Raw genomic sequence first — 17409 nt, forward strand, 5'->3', positions numbered from 1 at the left:
AAGAAGGCCGCTAAATTCAAATTAATGGATAGTGGCCTTCTTTTCAATACCCAATCACGTTATTCTGTTAAGGCTGCAGATAGTAAATCTTTGTAGTGGTTAACAACAGCTGTTTGTCCTTCAATTTGGGAATCAAGAGACGCAAGCTTTGTTGTTAGCATATCAATTTCTTGTTGCAAATCTTCGGCATTAACAATCATGTTGTTTTCAATTTCACCGATATAGGCTTCTAGTTCTTTTAAGTTAAGAAGTTCGTTCGCGATTTGCTCTTCCTTATTTTTAACCATTATATCGTTGTAAGCATTGTTGTTGTCAATGTTGGTATAATGAGAAATCAAACTCATTTTATTAGCTTTTTGGTTGTATAATGAGTTCATCATATTGCCAACAACGGCTCTTTCAGCCTGTAGTTTTTGCATTTCAGCAAGTAGCTTGCTATATTCTTCTACCACTAGGTTGTAGGCTTCTTCATTTTCAGCAATAAAAGTTTGAGCAAGAACCATGTTTGAAGAATATTCTGCTAACGCTAGCTCTTTGTCTTTTATATCAATTTTGGCTGTTTCCAGTGAGTTTGTAAGAAAAGTAATATTGTTTTCAAGGTTTTCAATGGTGTTTTCTTCATGTAATACCACACGGTTGTAGAAATCTTGCTGTAGTGTTAATTTGTCATTATACACTACTTCTGCTTCATTTAAAGCTGTTTCAGCTTCGTTGTAAGCTGTTTCAGCTTCCGTTACAGCTTCATTCAATTGGCTGATTACGGCTGGATCGGTACCGTTGTATTCGTCTCTTTTGGCCACCGCCGTGTTATATGCTAATTGTGCTGATTCTACTGCAGTTTCCAAAGCAGGTAATTTTGCTTTGGCAGTAGCCGTTGCTTCCATTCGTGCTTCGTAATCTGCATTTGCTGTGGTTAGCCTTGCTTTGGCTTCACTCAATTTATTTTTGCTGAGTGCCAACTCTTCTTCGCCATCCGTTAACATTAGTTTTAAATCTTCGATTTCAGTTTCTAAGTTCTCTTTTATAGCTTGAGAATTGGCAACTTGATTGGAGTAGTTTTCGAACGTTTGTTTTAAATTGAAGGCGTCATTGATTTTATTCCATACCGATGATGCTTCAATAGATAGTTGGGAATCTATATTGCTTAAACTATCGATTTTGTGTTGTAGTGCAATCTCTTCAGATTTAAGTGTGTTTAAAACTGTTTCTACATCTTGATTGCCTTCGGCGGTTTCTTTCAAGAAAGCTAAATCGGATTCTAAATCTGAAATATATTCGTTTCTGTCGGCCAACTCTGCATTTAAGCCAATTAATTCCTGTTCATTAGAGTGATCTACACCAAATTCGAGACTATACTTTTTAAGTTTGATATTTTGTGCAAGTTCATGTCTTTCGTTTGTCAAACCATTCATTTTTTCTTGCTCCACAGCAAGTTTGCCCATTAGCTGTTTCACATCCTCTACTTGCATTTCTGCCATGGCTTCTTGCATAGCATTGATTGCTTGATCCAAAGCAAGTTGTGCTTCTACTTTTGCTTGTTCCGCTCTTAACATGTCTTCTTGAAGCTGGGCAAAAGTTAGGTCTGCCTCTGCTTGAGCTGTTGCATTTTCTATTTCTAGTAGTGCATTTTCCAGTGCTATCTGTGCAGCTTGTGCAATTTCTACTTGTACTTGAGCATTAATGAGGGCTGCCTGCGCTGCGGCAACCTCTGCATTCGCCATTAAATTGGCCGATTCGGCTTGCCTAATTGCGGTTACTTCTTCAGACGGAGTGTCGTCTGTAGAACAAGAAGCAATCATTGTTGCTCCCAGTAAGGTGACCAAATAGGATTTTCGTAAACTTAGATTAAAATTTTTCATAGGTATTGATTTAAATTGTGTTACGGTTACAAAAGGAGGTATTTCCTGTGTAGAAAACAATACCTATTTATAAGTATATTTCGATGCGAGAGGAGAACAATCTAACAATATTTCTTCCTAACATTTTCAAGGATATTTGTTGCAGGAAAAACACCTGAATTGCTGTTAAGGCATGGTATAGTGAATGTTTTGGCGCTGATTACACATTTTTTTAGGAATGGATATACCTATTTATAGGTATATTTTAGAAATTATTTTGTAATCTTTTTCATATATATTATTTTCCCCGTCCCTAACTAGTATGCCAAACCAATTAAAACTATACATTATGCTTTTTTGTGCCTCTGTTTTCTACGGAAAGGCACAGCTTATCCCTTCGGATACTATTTCAGTAAAAACAATAGCCCAAGAAGATGGTTTGTCGCAACTGAATGCTTTAACCTTAGATTTTGATCGTCTGGGGTATCTTTGGATTGGAACGGAGAATGGCTTGAATCGTTACAACGGACATCAGATGACGGTCTTCAAGACTGGTACGAAGCCGCATCAACTAAAAGACGATCATATTAGAGCGATGTACCACAGTAATGATACGCTTTGGTTGGCTACCAATACACATTCCATCTGCGCATATGTTCAAAAGCGCAATAAATTCTTATCCTTTGAAGATAAACTTGATTTTAACAAATTTCCATCTCTAAAATTTGCATATACGCTTACCCCCATCAATGAACGATATTTATTGGCGGGAACTATCGATTATTGCGTATTGATAGATCGAAAAACATTGGAGTTTGAAGTTTTTCCGATAAATAGTGGCGTTGATAATGAGTATATTACTTCAATAATTCCTTTTAAAAATGGATCTTTTCTATTGTCAACAAACTACAAGAGAACCTATGTATTTAATTTTTCCGAAAAATGCTTATCTCCGTTTGTTGCGAAACCTAAGGGTGTACAGGCGCTAATAAAACTGGATGAAGAGCGGATACTCATTGGGACCGAAAAAGGACTTTTCGTGTATGACTTAATTGAAGGTGTTCTTAAAGAGTTGCCTAGCGCCATAGGAAAAAAGAATATATCTGGATTCTTTCGTTGGGATGATAAAAATATTCTTGTATCGGCCGCAAACCATAATTACCTGATAAATCGTAATTTTCAATGTAAGGAACTTATTTTTATAGGGCATAAGGGGAGTGCTATGCAGACCACCATCTGTAGTTTATCTAAAGATAACCAAGGAGGTATTTGGATGGGGACTAAAGGTCGTGGGGTGTTTTATTATCATCCGGAACAACAAAAATTTACACCTCATCGCATTTCGGTATCAAATGCTCCCAAAAAAGATTTTATTAGCATATTCAATTTCTTGAAAGAAGGCGATACTTTATGGATGGCGACTGAGTTTGGCTTGGCTAGACATCAAAAAAGTACAGACCAATATAAACTATACCTTACAAACAATCTTGATTATACCTTGGCTAAGGACGCAAGGGGAACGTTATGGGCAGGTGGTTTCGGGGATGGCCTTTTGAGGTATAATAGAAAATCAGACATTTTTGAAAATGTCACGTTGCCTATTTCAGATAAAGATGTTATACAAATTACACCAGTATCAAAAGATTCTATATGGATTCATACATGGTCTGAAGGGATATATGCCATGAATATTCATAATCAAAAACTGACTAAAAAAGTATTTAACGGTACATCTTTAATCCGTTCCAGAAATAGTTTGGTAGATTCTAATGGTGATGTTTGGCTTGCGAGCGATAATGGTTTATACCAAGTGAATAAGGATGAAACGGAGTATTACAGTTCATTATCCAATGAAAGGGTATTTTGTATTGCTGAAGACCTAAATGGTAATATATGGGCTGGAACAGCGAAGGGATTGAATAAAATAAATACAGAAACAGGTGAAATAACTTATTACAAACAGCAGGAAGGTTTGCCAAATGATTTTATCTATGGTCTCGAAGTCGATAAAAAGAATAATATTTGGGTGAGCACAAACTATGGTTTGTCCCAACTTGACACGCAAACCGAAACATTTACGAATTACACCGAACAGGATGGTCTTCAAAACAATGAATTTAACGGAAAAGCCTCCTATAAAGATAATTATGGAAACCTCTATTTCGGGGGGATGAATGGTTACAACATCATCAATATCGATAGTATTGCTATGAATGATGTTGCTGGAAATACTATTGTTGAAGATATTCAGTTATTCGGGAAATCAATTGACGCGAATGTGGTCTACAATAAATCACTTGACTTGTCCTATGAAGAAGATGTAATTACATTTAACTTTGTTAATTTAAATTATTTATGGCCGGAGAAAAACCATTTCCGATTTATGCTGAAAGGTTTTGATAAGGACTGGCGACCCGTTACCCAGCAACATTCTTCAACCTACACAAACTTAAACCCTGGTACCTATACGTTTAAGGTACAGGGCGCTAATAATGAAATGTTATGGGGAAATACAGATAGCTTTCGCATTAACATTAAAGCACCTTGGTACCAGACCTTGTGGTTTAAAATATTGATGGCGTTTTCCTTTTTTGTGATTCTTGCAGGGGCGGTTCATTTTAGGCACAAACGACAAATAAAAGTTAATAGAATGTTGAGCGAAATGGTTGAGGAGCGAACCAATAAGCTTGTAAAGACGAATATTGCTCTAAAAGATTCTTTGGAGGTTACTAGAAAACAAAAAAAGAACATCTCATACCTTATGCAAGAATTAAATCATAGAGTTAAAAACAACTTGCAGTTAATGACAAGTCTGATTGATTTTCAAAGTATAAATTCCAGAGACGAATTACAAAGTAGTCAACTTAAACAGTTGCAGTCGCGTATTTTTACCCTAGCAAAAATTCATGACTCCCTTAGTCAGCAAAAGGAGATTTCCAAAAATGTGCGGCTGGATAAATTTATTCATCAACTTACTTTAGATATTATTTCATTCTCGGGTTTTTACATCAAACTTGAAACAGAGTTTATCCCGATGGTATTTCCGAATGATAAATTGACATATGTTGGGCTTGTTTTGAATGAGCTTATAACTAATTCCATTAAACATGCTTTCGAAGACACGAAGGATACCCCGATAATATCTTTGTTCTTGAAAAATCAAGATGATCAATTGGTATTTGAATATCGTGATAATGGTAAGGGGTGTTCAAAAGAAGATATTGACACTTCAGAAAGTATGGGCTTTAAATTGATAGAGCTTCTTATAGATGAACTTGGTATGGAGTTTATAGTGAAAACAACCAAAGGAAGCCATTTTGTTTTTGTGGAAAAGGGAAAGGAATCTTCAATAAGAAATTATGAAACAACAAGTAAAAATTTCGGCTAAATGAGGAAGAAAATTTTGGTTTTAGAGGACGATATTGTTATTGCTAAAAGTATTCAACTGGATTTAACAAGAAATAACTTCGACGTTCTTGTTGCTACTCGTTATTCTAAGGGCGAAGTTCTTTTTAAACAACATCGTTTTGATGCTGCTGTTTGCGATATTAACTTAAATCAACAATTAAACGGGGTTGACTTCGTGAAAGATGTTATTAAAGATCAAATACCGGTTGTTTTTTTAACTGCTTACAGCGATGATAAAACAATAAAAAAAGTGGAACGGGTTTCTCCTTATGCTTTCCTTACAAAACCATTTAACAACAATCAGCTTGTCCTTACCCTAAAATTGGCGCTTAAAAACAATCAGGGCAACAAGAGTGACGTTTTAAAGGGGTGTAAACTTTCTCCAGAAGTAAAAGTCACTAGGAGGGAACTCGAGGTAGTGGCGCATATGTCCTTAGGCAAAACAACCAAAGAGATTGCCGATAATTTGTGTATAAGTTCCTTAACTGTTTCTACTCATAGAAAGAACATTTTAAATAAAACCAATACTAAGAATTCAATCGAATTGATTGCATTGGCTAAGCAAATGCAGTGGATTTAAGTAATAACTGGCTGAAGTGCTGTTACAAAAAAAGGGAAGCTGTTTTACACAACTTCCCTTTCTCAATTATATAAATGAAAAGATCTCTAAGATCCACACATTAGGCAGTCATCATCCTCGGCATCTCTCGATTTTGCCAACATTTCCTTCAATTCTTGAGGTGATAACGGTTCTACAGCTACGGGAGCTGCTTTTGTTGCGGCTTCTGCTTGCATTTGTGCTGCTTCAGCCGGAACTTTTTCGGTTTTCTTGGTATTGTCTAACGTAAACTTAATAGCATCTACTGCAGATTTCGTACGTAAGTAATACATTCCTGTTTTTAGGCCGCTTTTCCAAGCATAGAAATGCATAGAAGTAAGCTTGGCGTAATTGGCGCCTTCCATAAACAGGTTAAGCGATTGTGACTGATCTATGAAATATCCTCTGTGGCGAGACATGTCGATAATGTCTTTCATACTCAATTCCCAAACCGTTTTATAAAGATCTCTAATTTCTTGCGGAATGGTTTCAATATGCTGAATGGAACCATTGGCTCTCATTAACTCTTGCTTCAATTCTTCGGTCCACAGTCCAAGTTCTACTAAATCTTCCAAAAGATGCTTGTTTACTACGATAAACTCTCCCGAAAGCACCCTTCTTGTATAAATATTGGAAGTGTAAGGCTCAAAACACTCGTTGTTTCCGAGAATTTGAGAAGTAGAAGCTGTTGGCATTGGTGCCATTAACAATGAGTTTCGCACTCCATTTTTCTTTACGTCTTTTCTCAATTTCTCCCAATCCCAATTACCGGAAAGTTCGTCATCTTTAATTCCCCAAAGGTTGTGTTGGAATTCGCCTTTAGAAATAGGAGAACCTTCATACGATTCGTAAACACCTTCTTCTTTTGCCATTTCCATGGATGCAGTTACTGCAGCGAAATAGAGTGTTTCAAAAATATCTTGGTTTAATTTTTTAGCTTCATCAGAAGTAAAAGGCATGCGCAGTTTTATAAACGTATCTGCCAGTCCTTGTACCCCCAAACCAATTGGTCTATGACGGAAATTAGAGTTTTGCGCCTCTTTTACTGGATAGTAATTTCTGTCGATTACACGGTTAAGGTTTTTGGTTACGCGTTTGGTAACCTTATACAATTCTTTGTGGTCGAATTCTTTTCCCTTTACAAACATTGGTAAAGCGATAGAGGCCAAGTTACAAACCGCTACTTCATCTGGAGAAGTGTACTCCATGATTTCAGTACAAAGGTTGGAAGAACGAATAGTTCCCAAATTCTTTTGGTTTGATTTTCTGTTGGCCGCGTCTTTGTAAAGCATGTACGGAGTACCGGTTTCAATTTGAGATTCCAGTATTTTCTCCCAAAGTTCACGGGCTTTTATGGTCTTTCTTCCTTTGCCTTCCGCTTCGTATTTGGTGTATAATGCATCAAACTCTTCGCTGTGTACATCGCAAAGGCCAGGACATTCATTCGGGCACATAAGTGTCCATTCGCCGTTCTCTTCAACACGCTTCATAAATAAATCTGGCATCCACATGGCGTAGAAAAGGTCACGGGCGCGCATTTCCTCTTTTCCGTGGTTCTTTTTAAGATCTAGGAAATCAAAAATATCGGCATGCCATGGTTCAATATAAATAGCAAAAGAACCTTTACGTTTTCCACCACCTTGATCTACATAACGAGCGGTGTCGTTAAAAACCTTTAGCATAGGAACAATCCCGTTGGAAGTACCGTTAGTTCCAGCAATATAACTTCCTGTAGCGCGTATGTTGTGAATAGAAAGTCCAATACCACCGGCAGATTGTGATATTTTAGCCGTTTGTTTTAGCGTATCGTAAATACCGTCAATACTATCTTCTTTTGCAGTAAGCAAAAAGCAAGAAGACATTTGCGGTTTTGGTGTACCTGAATTAAATAGGGTAGGCGTAGCGTGCGTAAAATACTTTTTAGACATAAGTTCGTACGTTTCCAGTACGCTGTCTATGTCGTCTAGGTGAATCCCTACGGAAACACGCATCAACATGTGTTGTGGGCGTTCCGCTATTTTTCCATTTAACTTTAAAAGGTAAGAGCGTTCCAACGTTTTGAATCCGAAGTAATCATATCCAAAATCACGGTTGTAGATAATCATAGAATCCAGTTTGTCGGCATTCTCCTGAATTACCTTATATACTTCATCAGAAAGTAAAGGTGCTTTTTTGCCGGTACGCGGATTCACGTATTCATAAAGATCTGTCATCGTTTCAGAAAACGACTTTTTAGTATTTTTATGAAGGTTAGAAACCGAAATTCTCGCTGCCAAACGTGCATAGTCTGGGTGAGTGGTAGTCATTGTAGCGGCAATTTCTGCTGCCAAATTATCCAACTCTGAAGTGGTTACACCGTCGTAAAGCCCTTCTATTACTCGCATGGCTACTTTTACAGGGTCTACTAATTCGTTTAAACCGTAACAAAGCTTACGAACTCTTGCCGTAATTTTGTCGAACATGATGGGTTCTTGCCTACCGTCTCTTTTGATTACATACATACGCTACAAAATTTTAAAGTTAAAGGATAGTGATTCCTGTCCAGACTTTACGCCTGAATGATTTTTTTGATGTTTTTGTAAACTTGGGGGTTTACGCCCGTATCAAGGGTTATTTATTTTTTACTGAAAATGGTTTTTAGAAACTACCGAAGTAATTTTCTAGAAATCGGCGTCAAAACTAATTTTTTGGTCGTCGTCATCTTTGCTTAGCACGCCTGCTTTTTGATATTCTGATACTCTTTTTTCAAAGAAATTTGTTTTTCCTTGAAGGGAAATCATATCCATAAAATCAAAAGGATTTTTAGAATTGTAAACTTTCTCACATTCCAATTCTACCAAGAGCCTGTCGGTAACAAATTCCAAATATTGCGTCATTAGCTTAGCATTCATGCCAATTAAGCTAATAGGAAGCGATTCAGTTATAAACTCACGCTCTATATCCAAAGCATCTATAATAATTTCTTTTATACGCTCTTTACTCACTTTATTTTTCAAGTGGTTGTTGTGCAGGTGAACGGCAAAATCGCAGTGCATTCCTTCATCACGGGAAATAAGTTCATTGGAAAAGGTAAGTCCCGGCATCAATCCGCGTTTTTTCAACCAGAAGATAGAACAGAAAGCTCCAGAGAAGAATATTCCTTCTACAGCAGCAAAAGCGATTAATCGTTCTGCAAAGCTTGGAGATTCTATCCACTTTAAGGCCCAATCGGCTTTCTTTTTAATGGCAGGGAAATTCTCAATAGCTTGAAACAGCGTATTTTTTTCTTTTTCGTTTTTAACGTACGTATCAATCAGCAACGAATAGGTTTCAGAATGGATGTTTTCCATCATAATTTGGAAACCGTAAAAGAATTTTGCTTCAGAATATTGTACTTCATTTACAAAATTTTCAGCTAAATTTTCATTTACAATACCATCGGAAGCCGCAAAGAAGGCCAAAATGTGTTTTATAAAATATTGCTCGTCGGCATTAAGTTTTGAGTTCCAATCCGTCAAATCCTGATGAAGATCGATTTCCTCTGCGGTCCAAAAACAAGCCTCTTGTTTCTTGTACCACTCCCAAATATCATGGTGTTGAATAGGAAAAATGACAAATCGGTCTTTATTCTCTTGTAAAATTGGCTCTACTGCTGCTGACATTTCTTCTGATTTTTAGCGATTTATTATTTGAAATTTTCGAGTGACTCGGGACTAACAAAGATTGAAAAATGACGGCGAAATTGAAAGGTTATTAACATTAATAATTCTAAAAGTTTTTAACATGAATTGTTGAAATGTGCTTTGAGCTGTTGAAAACAAAGGCTTGTTAAGATATTGTTAATCAATTTGTTAAAAGCTCGATGAATTAACAAGAAACATCGTTAAAAGTATTTGGTATTCTACGATGAAGTATCTAAAACGCTGGAACAAATTGCGTTACCTACAAAAAATAACGCTAGCGGTTCCATTGAAAAAAATGTATTAAGAAATAAAAAAAAGATACTTTTGATTTGTTTTCTTCGGATAGAAAATATTAATGTCCTAAATCTTTAGCCACTTGCTCCAATTCAGTATACCATTGTTCACCGAATTTTTCAATAAGTGCGTCTTTCACAAATTTATAAACGGGCACTTGTAATTCTTTTCCAAGTGAACAGGCATCATCGCAGATGTGCCATTTGTGATAGTTGACCGCTGCAAATTCTTGATATTGTTTAATCCTAACTGGATATAAATAACAGGAAATAGGTTTTTTCCATGCTACTTCCCCTGCATTGTAGGCTTGTTCTATTCCACACAGAGCTGTGCCGTTATCGGTAAAAGTAACGTACGCACATTCGCTGCCGTTAACCAATGGGGTTTCCCATTCTCCATCTTCACCTTTTACGAAGGTTCCTTGGTTTTCAATAGCGTTAATACCTTCTTTTCTTAAAAAAGGTTTCACCTTTGGATAAATTTCTTGCAAAATTTTAGTTTCATTATCCTCCACGGGAGCACCTGCCTCGCCATGCACACAGCAAGCCCCTTTGCATGCTGAAATGTTGCATACAAAATCATTCTCTAAAATCTCTTCTGAAACGATTGTTTTTCCTAGTTGAAACATGCCGCAAAGATACGCATTTTTAGCGCCTTTAAAAGCACAAAAAGTTTTACACTTTTTATAGAAATTAGCGACTAAAAATCAATTAGTTATTTATAGCTTTGCACCGTTTTTTAAAAGTAAGGTTATGAACTTCAGCATCAAAGAAATAGTAACAGCAGGAATGATCCTTTTTGCCGTAATCGATATTGTAGGTAATGTGCCTATAATTATCGATTTACGTAATAAAGTTGGCCATATTCAATCGGAAAAAGCATCTATTGTAGCGGCCGTTATTATGGTGGCTTTTCTGTTTATTGGGGAAGAAATTTTAAAATTGATTGGGATTGATGTAAATTCTTTTGCGGTCGCCGGTTCATTTATTTTATTTTTTCTAGCCATAGAAATGATTTTAGGGATTTCACTCTATAAAGATGATGCACCTGAAACAGCCTCTATTGTGCCATTAGCTTTTCCGTTAATTGCCGGTGCCGGTACCATGACTACCTTACTTTCTTTAAGGGCAGAGTATCATGTGGAGAACATTATTGTGGCCATTGTGGTAAACATAATCATTGTTTACGGGGTTTTAAAGTCCTCTAGCAAAATAGGAAAGGTGTTAGGTAAATCTGGATTGGCTGTTATACGTAAAGTTTTTGGCGTAGTTTTGTTGGCAATTGCAGTTAAGCTTTTTGCAAGCAATGTTACTGGGTTGTTTTAAGCTGAAAAAAGTTTAAATCTCTCCATTTTAAAGAATCTAATAAAAAATAAAAATGAAAATTTTTACTATAATATTTATGTTGGTAGCGGTTGTTATGATCGGCGTAAACGTTACCATGCTCGACTTTGATAATTTATTCGAAGGAGACAGTTTAATCGCCTTAATCGGTATTGTAGCTGCCTTTTGTGCGATTTTAATTTTGGCAATATTTTATCAATCGAAGCGAATTCAGGACAAAATAAAAGATCAGGAATAATGTTGGACGTGTTGATTATTGGTGGCGGTGCCGCTGGCATGCAATGTGCTTTGGTATTGGGTTCAGCAAAGAAAACAGCCTACGCCAGTGATAAGAATATTGCGATTGTAATGCATCAAAGGGCATCGCATCTACAATCGGCTTTGTTGAATAATGTTTTGGGTATTCCGGCAGGTACTTCTGGAATGGAAATTTTGGAACAAGGCAAAAAACAACTCACCGATTTATATCCCCACGTTTCGCAAATCACCAAGGAAAAGGTTCTTTCCGTAGAAAAGAAAGACGGTTTTTTTGAAGTTGTTACCAATAAAAACAAGCATTCAGCTAAAATCGTTGTTGTAGCATTAGGATACACAGATACTTTTTCTATCGACGGATTGATGAAATATGTCGAGCCGCACCGTTTATCCCCTGCTGAAAAGAACCGTGTTCAGCTTAGAAACAACAATTACTTGGTGGAAGAAAACCTATATGTTGCTGGAACATTGGCGGGAGGACGTAGTCAGTTTGCCATTGCCGCCGGAAGTGGCGCTCAAGTTGCTACCGACATACTTACGCTTTGGAACGGTGGAAAACATACCAAGGTACACGATAAAATTGCAGAATAGATTTCTCTGCTGAAAATTTCACCCATCAATTTCTTGGCGTAATTATTGCTATATTTAGCTTGGAAAACAAACGCTTTTGTACAACAAACTATCGCTTAGAACCCGCATCTTCATCACTATGATTTTTATAGTGGTACTGGCATCTGTTTTAATTGCCGGTGTAACCATCTATCAATACAAAGAACAAGCGGAAGATTATCATAAAGCCTATTTGGAGCGGAAAGAAGACCAATTGAACGCTCAGATTGACTACATTTTAAAAAACACTACTTGGGAGGTTAAGACCGAAAATCTACAATACATTCTTGAATATAAACATGCTATTTATGAAGCTTCGGATGTACTCGATATAAACTTCAATGTATACGATCTTAACGGTAATCTAATCATAAGTTCTAAACCTAGGATTGAAGCTGATGAGTTTTCAAGAAAATTAGATTTTGATGTGATCCAAGGATTGGCCTCAAGTGCTAACAAAAGGTTTATTGAAAAAACGAAAGCCGCTGGAGACCGTTTTCAATCGTCTTACAGCTATATTTTAGATCCAAAATTTAAACCTATCGGGATTCTTCACATTCCCTATTACGAAGATGATACCTTCAATAATAACGAACTAAAGGAATTTCTGCTCCGGCTGGCAGCGGTTTATATTTTGCTGTTGGCATTGGCGGTTCTACTAGCCTATATTATTTCAAAATATATTACTCGGTCGCTTAAGGCCATAAGTGATAAATTACACCAAACCCGACTAAGTAAGCGTAACCAAAAGATTTATTTAGAAGACCCTAGCGAAGAAATTGGCGCCTTGGTAGATGCGTATAACGACATGATTGATGAATTGGAGCGCAGTGCCACCCTACTCGCTAAAAGTGAACGGGAACAGGCGTGGCGGGAAATGGCCAAACAAGTGGCGCACGAAATTAAGAATCCGCTTACACCAATGCGCCTGAGCGTTCAAAGTTTTGAAAGAAAGTTCGATCCCAGTGATGAAAATGCCAAAAATAAAATCGAAGAGTTTTCAAAAACACTTATTCAGCAGATAGATACCATGAGTAATATTGCTTCTGCCTTTGGAAGCTTTGCTAATATGCCTGCCCAACAAAACGAAACGCTCAATGTAATTGAAGTTGTAAAGCTTTCGGTTGATATTTTTAATGAAGATTACATTCGTTTTATTGCTGATGAAAAAGAGATTATTGTAAAGTTAGATCGTACCCAGCTTATTCGTGTAATTACCAATTTGGTGAAAAATGCTATTCAAGCCATTCCAGAAGAGAGGGAGCCTAAAATCGTAGTGAACGTTTATACAGAAAAGGATACCGTTAAAATTTCAATTTCCGATAATGGCGTTGGGATTGCTGAAGAAAACCAAGAGAAGATCTTCGAACCCAAATTTACCACAAAAACTAGTGGAATGGGATTAGGTTTGGGAATGGTAAAAAATATCGTGAAAACGTATAGCGGAAATATAGGTTTGTCATCAGTTTTAGGAAAAGGTACGGTTTTCACAGTTTCTTTTCCTAAATTTAAAACAGAATAAAAACAAATAGAATTCTATGGATTTTGAAAATATTATTACCGAAGTTGAAGATAAAATAGGGTTAATAACTATTAATCGGCCAAATAAGCTAAATGCGCTTAATAAAGCAACCATAGAAGAGTTGCATCACGCATTTATTGCAATGGATGAAAATGAGGATGTACGGGCAATAATTATTACTGGTGCTGGTGAAAAGGCTTTTGTAGCTGGGGCAGACATTGCAGAGTTTTCTAATTTTTCGGTCTATGAAGGGTCTCAATTAGCCGCCAAAGGCCAAGAACTTCTTTTCAATTTAATTGAAAGCTTGGAGACACCGGTTATAGCCGCTATAAATGGTTTTGCCTTAGGAGGTGGTTTGGAGTTGGCTATGGCTTGTCATATAAGAGTAGCAAACGATCACGCAAGGATGGGATTGCCGGAAACATCCCTCGGACTTATTCCTGGGTACGGTGGTACGCAACGACTTCCTCAATTGGTAGGGAAGGGACGCGCTATGGAAATGATTTTAACTGCAGGAATGATAGGGACGGAGCAAGCGCTCATGTCTGGCTTGATAAATCACATGGTAGCTCAAGAGCAGTTAATCCCTTTCTGCAAAAAAATGGCTGGAAAAATGATTAATAATTCACCCGTTGCTATTTCGGCGGCTATCAATGCTATTAACGCCAGCTTTAGCGGAAGTGGTTATAAAAAAGAAATTGAAGCTTTTGGCGAATGTTTCGGTACCGAAGACTTTAAAGAAGGAACCACAGCCTTTCTAGAAAAAAGAAAAGCAGATTTTCCTGGAAAATAGTTTCAAAACCCCAAAGATTTCCAAAACCTTTGGGGTTTATTTTTAATGGTCTAATCGCTTCTCAAACAAGATTTTTAATCCGTTTTTGGAGGGTTCCGCACCAACGATGTCAAATCCGTTTTTTAAGTTGAATTGCATCATGGGTTTGAACTTGTTGGTGGATTTGGTGGTTAGTTTTTGGCAGCCTTTCTCTGCGACGTATTTTTCTTGTATTGATTGAAGCTTTTTCGCGATTCCCATTCGTCTGTATTCTTCTTTAACCCCGCCAACCCAACTATAAAAAGTATCAGGGGACGTTTCGTAGCCAATTTTAAATCCTACCACCTCGTTATTTAAAGATGCGTAAACTGAAAATAGATTTTTAGCTTCTGAAATTCTTTTAAGGAAAGAATCTCTTTGGTAATCTTCAAAAATTTGGACATACACCTTTTCGATGAAAGCAATTTCATCATTGGAAAGTTTTCCTGAAATGGTGAAGAAATTAAGCTCTTCCATTGATTTCATCGTAAAATTGCTTTAAAAAAGTTTCCATGTAATCATGTCTTTTTTCGGCTAACTTTTTTCCTGTTTCCGTATTCATTCTATCTTTCAGCAATAAAAGCTTTTCATAAAAATGATTGATGGTAGGGGAATCATTTTTCTTGTATTGCTCTTTGGTCATATTCATTTTTGGCTCAATATCGGGGTCGTATAATTTCCGGTTCTTGAAACCGCCATAATTAAAACATCGGGCGATACCAATGGCGCCTATGGCGTCTAGTCTATCGGCATCCTGAACAATATTAAGTTCAAGGGATGTAAACTTTTGAGAAAAATTACCGCCTTTAAACGAGATGTTCTCAATGATTTTAACCACATGATTTATTATGTTTTTTTTAACTCCGATACTACTTAAAAACTCTTGTGCCATTTTTGGACCAACCGTTTCATCCCCATCATAAAATTTGGCGTCTGCGATATCGTGTAGCAAAGCGCCCAGTCCAACTACTAGCGGGTCAGCTTTTTTTTCATCTTTGGCTATTAAAAGGGAGTTTTTAAAGACGCGCTGTATGTGGAACCAATCATGTCCGCCTTCTGCATTTTTTAGTGTTTCCTTTACAAAAGCAATGGTTTGCTCAATGGTATCGGTGTTGCTCATTTTTATGCTTTTATACCATTACTAACGATTTCCTCCACTTTTTCAATCAGTTCTTCCGCAGGAAGGTCTCTTGCACCGAGTGGTTTGTGAACGTCAAACGTAATGTTTATACCAATGCCCATTGGGAATTTACCGTAGCGAAGCGTTTTCCAAGAGTTATTGATGGAAATAGGCACCACATGCGCGTTCGGCATTTTCTTCAATAGAATTTTTAAACCACCTGTTTGAAAGCGCTTGGGTTTTCCGTCCCTACTTCGGGTTCCTTCAGGAAAAATAACTACCGACCGATTGTTTTTATTGGCATAATTGGCAATGTTTATAATTTCTTTGAAAGCTTGTTCCTTGTCTTTTCGGTCTATAAGCGCAGAGCCGCCGTGCCGCAAATTATAGGAAATACTAGGGATGCCACGACCCAACTCTTTTTTGCTGATAAATTTTGGGTGATGCTTACGCATATGCCAAATAATGGGCGAAATATCGTACATGCTTTGATGGTTTGCCACGATAATACAAGGCTTGTCTGTAGGAATGTTATGCGGATTCCTAAATATAATCCAATCGCCTAAAAGCAAGAGTGAGTATGCGAGGAAAAAGTTGAGAACATCTACACTTTTTTTATGCGCTTGGTAGCCAAAAACGTTAAAACATAGCCATTGTACGGGGTGAAAAATCACCAGTAGAAGTCCGAATACTATAAAGTAAACGACCGTAAGTGGGTAAGCAAGTATTTTTCTCATTTTAAATTTTCAGCAAAATTATTTTTTTAGTTGTTCTATTAAACTATAAACCTTTTCTTCTAACCTTGGTAAAACCGTTGCCGGTTCTTCAATATAATCATCTGCAAAATTCCAGTATTCAATTTCAGTTTCTTTGTCTGGAAAGAATTGCTTCATTAAATCCCTGTGTTCTTTTTCATCCAACGCAATAATACGATTATAGAAGTCGAAATCTTGCTTTGTGACGGGGATGGGCATTCGGGAAGTAGGAATAACTTCGATACCTTTATTTTTAAAATAGGTCTCAGTGTGTATAGAGACCGGCCCTTTGTTGCGTTTGGACAAGCGAAGTCCTTTGGAAAAGGCGGTATATGCTAGACCTTTCTTTTCTGCCAAATGGTTAAAAAGCATTTCTGCAAACCTACTGCGGTAGTAGTTTCCTGTGCAAAGAAATAAAATTCGGTTTTCCAAAACAGTAATTTATCCCTCATCGAGGGGTTTTTCTCGAGGTTCCACCTGCCAAAAAAGCAATTTATGCTTGCCTGTGGCAAAGGAAGGGTTATCCCGAGATGATTGATTTTCTTTAGGCAAAATTAAAAAAACCACGTGTAAACGTGGTCTTTTAAGTTATAAATTGCCAAAATAAATAGTCTGTTTTTAGCAATGTTCGTTGTATGCTTCGGTAAGGTTGTCTGCAATAATCTCTGCTGGACGCCCTTCAATATGATGTCTTTCTAACATGTGTACCAATTCGCCATCTTTAAACAAGGCCATACATGGAGAAGATGGAGGGAACGGAAGCATGTATTCACGCGCTTTGTCGGTTGCTTCTTTGTCAAAACCGGCGAAAACGGTGAATAGGTTGTCAGGTGTTTTAGCGTTTTTAAGGCTCATTTTAGCACCCGGTCTAGCGTTTGCAGCTGCACAGCCACAAACAGAGTTTACTACAACAAGTGTAGTTCCCTTTTTTTCCATGGCAGCGTCAACTTCTGCTGGGGAATGTAATTCTTGAAAACCTGCAACAACAAGGTCTTCTTTCATTGGTTTTACTAATTCTGCTGGATACATAACTGTTATGTTTTTTAAAATTATTTTTGTTAAATACCTCGTTGAGGGTTTTGTTTCTGCATTACTGCAAACAGTTTGGGAGGTAGTTTTTGCCACCCCTAAAAATACCTTTCGGGAATACCTTGGATATCTTACATAATTGTGTCGCAAAGATAAAGAAAAACA

At 37.1% G+C, this 17409-nt stretch carries 16 protein-coding genes; 7 read left to right on the plus strand and 9 right to left on the minus strand.

What is annotated here, in order from left to right; genetic code table 11:
* Nucleotides 1–59: 59 nt before the first annotated feature.
* Complete coding sequence (locus tag NDQ75_RS05030) at nt 60–1859, minus strand: coiled-coil domain-containing protein (protein ID WP_202028303.1); 1800 nt, start codon at nt 1857–1859, stop codon at nt 60–62.
* Nucleotides 1860–2187: 328 nt separating this feature from the next.
* Here NDQ75_RS05030 and NDQ75_RS05035 point away from each other — a divergent pair, with 328 nt between their 5' ends.
* Together NDQ75_RS05035 and NDQ75_RS05040 are read left to right on the plus strand one after the other, a co-directional pair.
* Nucleotides 2188–5226 (plus strand): ligand-binding sensor domain-containing protein, encoded by a 3039-nt coding sequence (locus tag NDQ75_RS05035; protein ID WP_202028304.1) that lies wholly within the window; start codon nt 2188–2190, stop codon nt 5224–5226.
* Nucleotides 5227–5826: a response regulator transcription factor gene (locus tag NDQ75_RS05040; protein WP_202028305.1), complete on the plus strand. Its 600-nt coding sequence runs from the start codon at nt 5227–5229 to the stop codon at nt 5824–5826.
* An 86-nt stretch (nt 5827–5912) separates the two neighbouring features.
* Here NDQ75_RS05040 and NDQ75_RS05045 read toward each other — a convergent pair whose 3' ends face one another.
* The 3 genes from NDQ75_RS05045 to NDQ75_RS05055 form a co-directional block, all read right to left on the minus strand.
* Complete coding sequence (locus NDQ75_RS05045; protein ID WP_202028306.1) at nt 5913–8345, minus strand: ribonucleoside-diphosphate reductase subunit alpha; 2433 nt, start codon at nt 8343–8345, stop codon at nt 5913–5915.
* A 159-nt stretch (nt 8346–8504) separates the two neighbouring features.
* Entirely contained in the window at nt 8505–9485 is a 981-nt protein-coding gene (locus NDQ75_RS05050; protein WP_202028307.1) for a ribonucleotide-diphosphate reductase subunit beta, read from the minus strand.
* A 373-nt stretch (nt 9486–9858) separates the two neighbouring features.
* Entirely contained in the window at nt 9859–10428 is a 570-nt protein-coding gene (locus NDQ75_RS05055) for a DUF3109 family protein (RefSeq protein ID WP_202028308.1), read from the minus strand.
* A 124-nt stretch (nt 10429–10552) separates the two neighbouring features.
* Between NDQ75_RS05055 and NDQ75_RS05060 the strand changes: the two genes are divergently transcribed.
* From NDQ75_RS05060 to NDQ75_RS05080, 5 genes are all read left to right on the plus strand, one after another.
* Complete coding sequence (locus tag NDQ75_RS05060) at nt 10553–11125, plus strand: MarC family protein (protein ID WP_202028309.1); 573 nt, start codon at nt 10553–10555, stop codon at nt 11123–11125.
* Between the two features lie 52 nt (nt 11126–11177).
* The gene (locus NDQ75_RS05065; RefSeq protein WP_202028310.1) at nt 11178–11381 is read left to right on the plus strand and encodes a hypothetical protein; all 204 of its coding nucleotides are present in this window, start codon (nt 11178–11180) and stop codon (nt 11379–11381) included.
* On the plus strand, nt 11381–11989 hold the full coding sequence (locus NDQ75_RS05070) for an FAD-dependent oxidoreductase (RefSeq protein ID WP_202028311.1): 609 nt from the start codon (nt 11381–11383) through the stop codon (nt 11987–11989). The genes NDQ75_RS05065 and NDQ75_RS05070 overlap by 1 nt, the downstream gene beginning before the upstream one ends.
* Before the next feature lie 118 nt (nt 11990–12107).
* Nucleotides 12108–13529 carry a sensor histidine kinase gene (locus NDQ75_RS05075; protein WP_202028695.1) on the plus strand — a complete coding sequence of 474 codons (1422 nt, stop codon included), beginning with the start codon at nt 12108–12110 and terminating at the stop codon, nt 13527–13529.
* 16 nt (nt 13530–13545) lie between these two features.
* Nucleotides 13546–14322 (plus strand): enoyl-CoA hydratase/isomerase family protein, encoded by a 777-nt coding sequence (locus NDQ75_RS05080; protein ID WP_202028312.1) that lies wholly within the window; start codon nt 13546–13548, stop codon nt 14320–14322.
* 42 nt (nt 14323–14364) lie between these two features.
* Here the strand turns inward: NDQ75_RS05080 and NDQ75_RS05085 are convergent, their stop codons facing one another.
* The 5 genes from NDQ75_RS05085 to NDQ75_RS05105 form a co-directional block, all read right to left on the minus strand.
* On the minus strand, nt 14365–14826 hold the full coding sequence (locus NDQ75_RS05085) for a GNAT family N-acetyltransferase (protein WP_202028313.1): 462 nt from the start codon (nt 14824–14826) through the stop codon (nt 14365–14367).
* A complete protein-coding gene (locus NDQ75_RS05090) occupies nt 14804–15460 on the minus strand; it encodes an HD domain-containing protein (protein ID WP_202028314.1) in 657 nt (218 codons plus the stop codon). Before NDQ75_RS05090 ends, NDQ75_RS05085 begins: the two co-directional genes overlap by 23 nt.
* Before the next feature lie 2 nt (nt 15461–15462).
* On the minus strand, nt 15463–16197 hold the full coding sequence (locus tag NDQ75_RS05095; RefSeq protein WP_202028315.1) for a lysophospholipid acyltransferase family protein: 735 nt from the start codon (nt 16195–16197) through the stop codon (nt 15463–15465).
* 18 nt (nt 16198–16215) lie between these two features.
* On the minus strand, nt 16216–16647 hold the full coding sequence (locus tag NDQ75_RS05100) for an arsenate-mycothiol transferase ArsC (protein ID WP_202028316.1): 432 nt from the start codon (nt 16645–16647) through the stop codon (nt 16216–16218).
* A 186-nt stretch (nt 16648–16833) separates the two neighbouring features.
* Nucleotides 16834–17244, minus strand: a complete 411-nt coding sequence (locus tag NDQ75_RS05105; protein WP_202028317.1) for a BrxA/BrxB family bacilliredoxin — start codon at nt 17242–17244, stop codon at nt 16834–16836.
* Nucleotides 17245–17409: the final 165 nt, after the last annotated feature.

The organism is Galbibacter mesophilus (genome assembly GCF_023721415.1).
Lineage (GTDB): Bacteria > Bacteroidota > Bacteroidia > Flavobacteriales > Flavobacteriaceae > Galbibacter > Galbibacter mesophilus.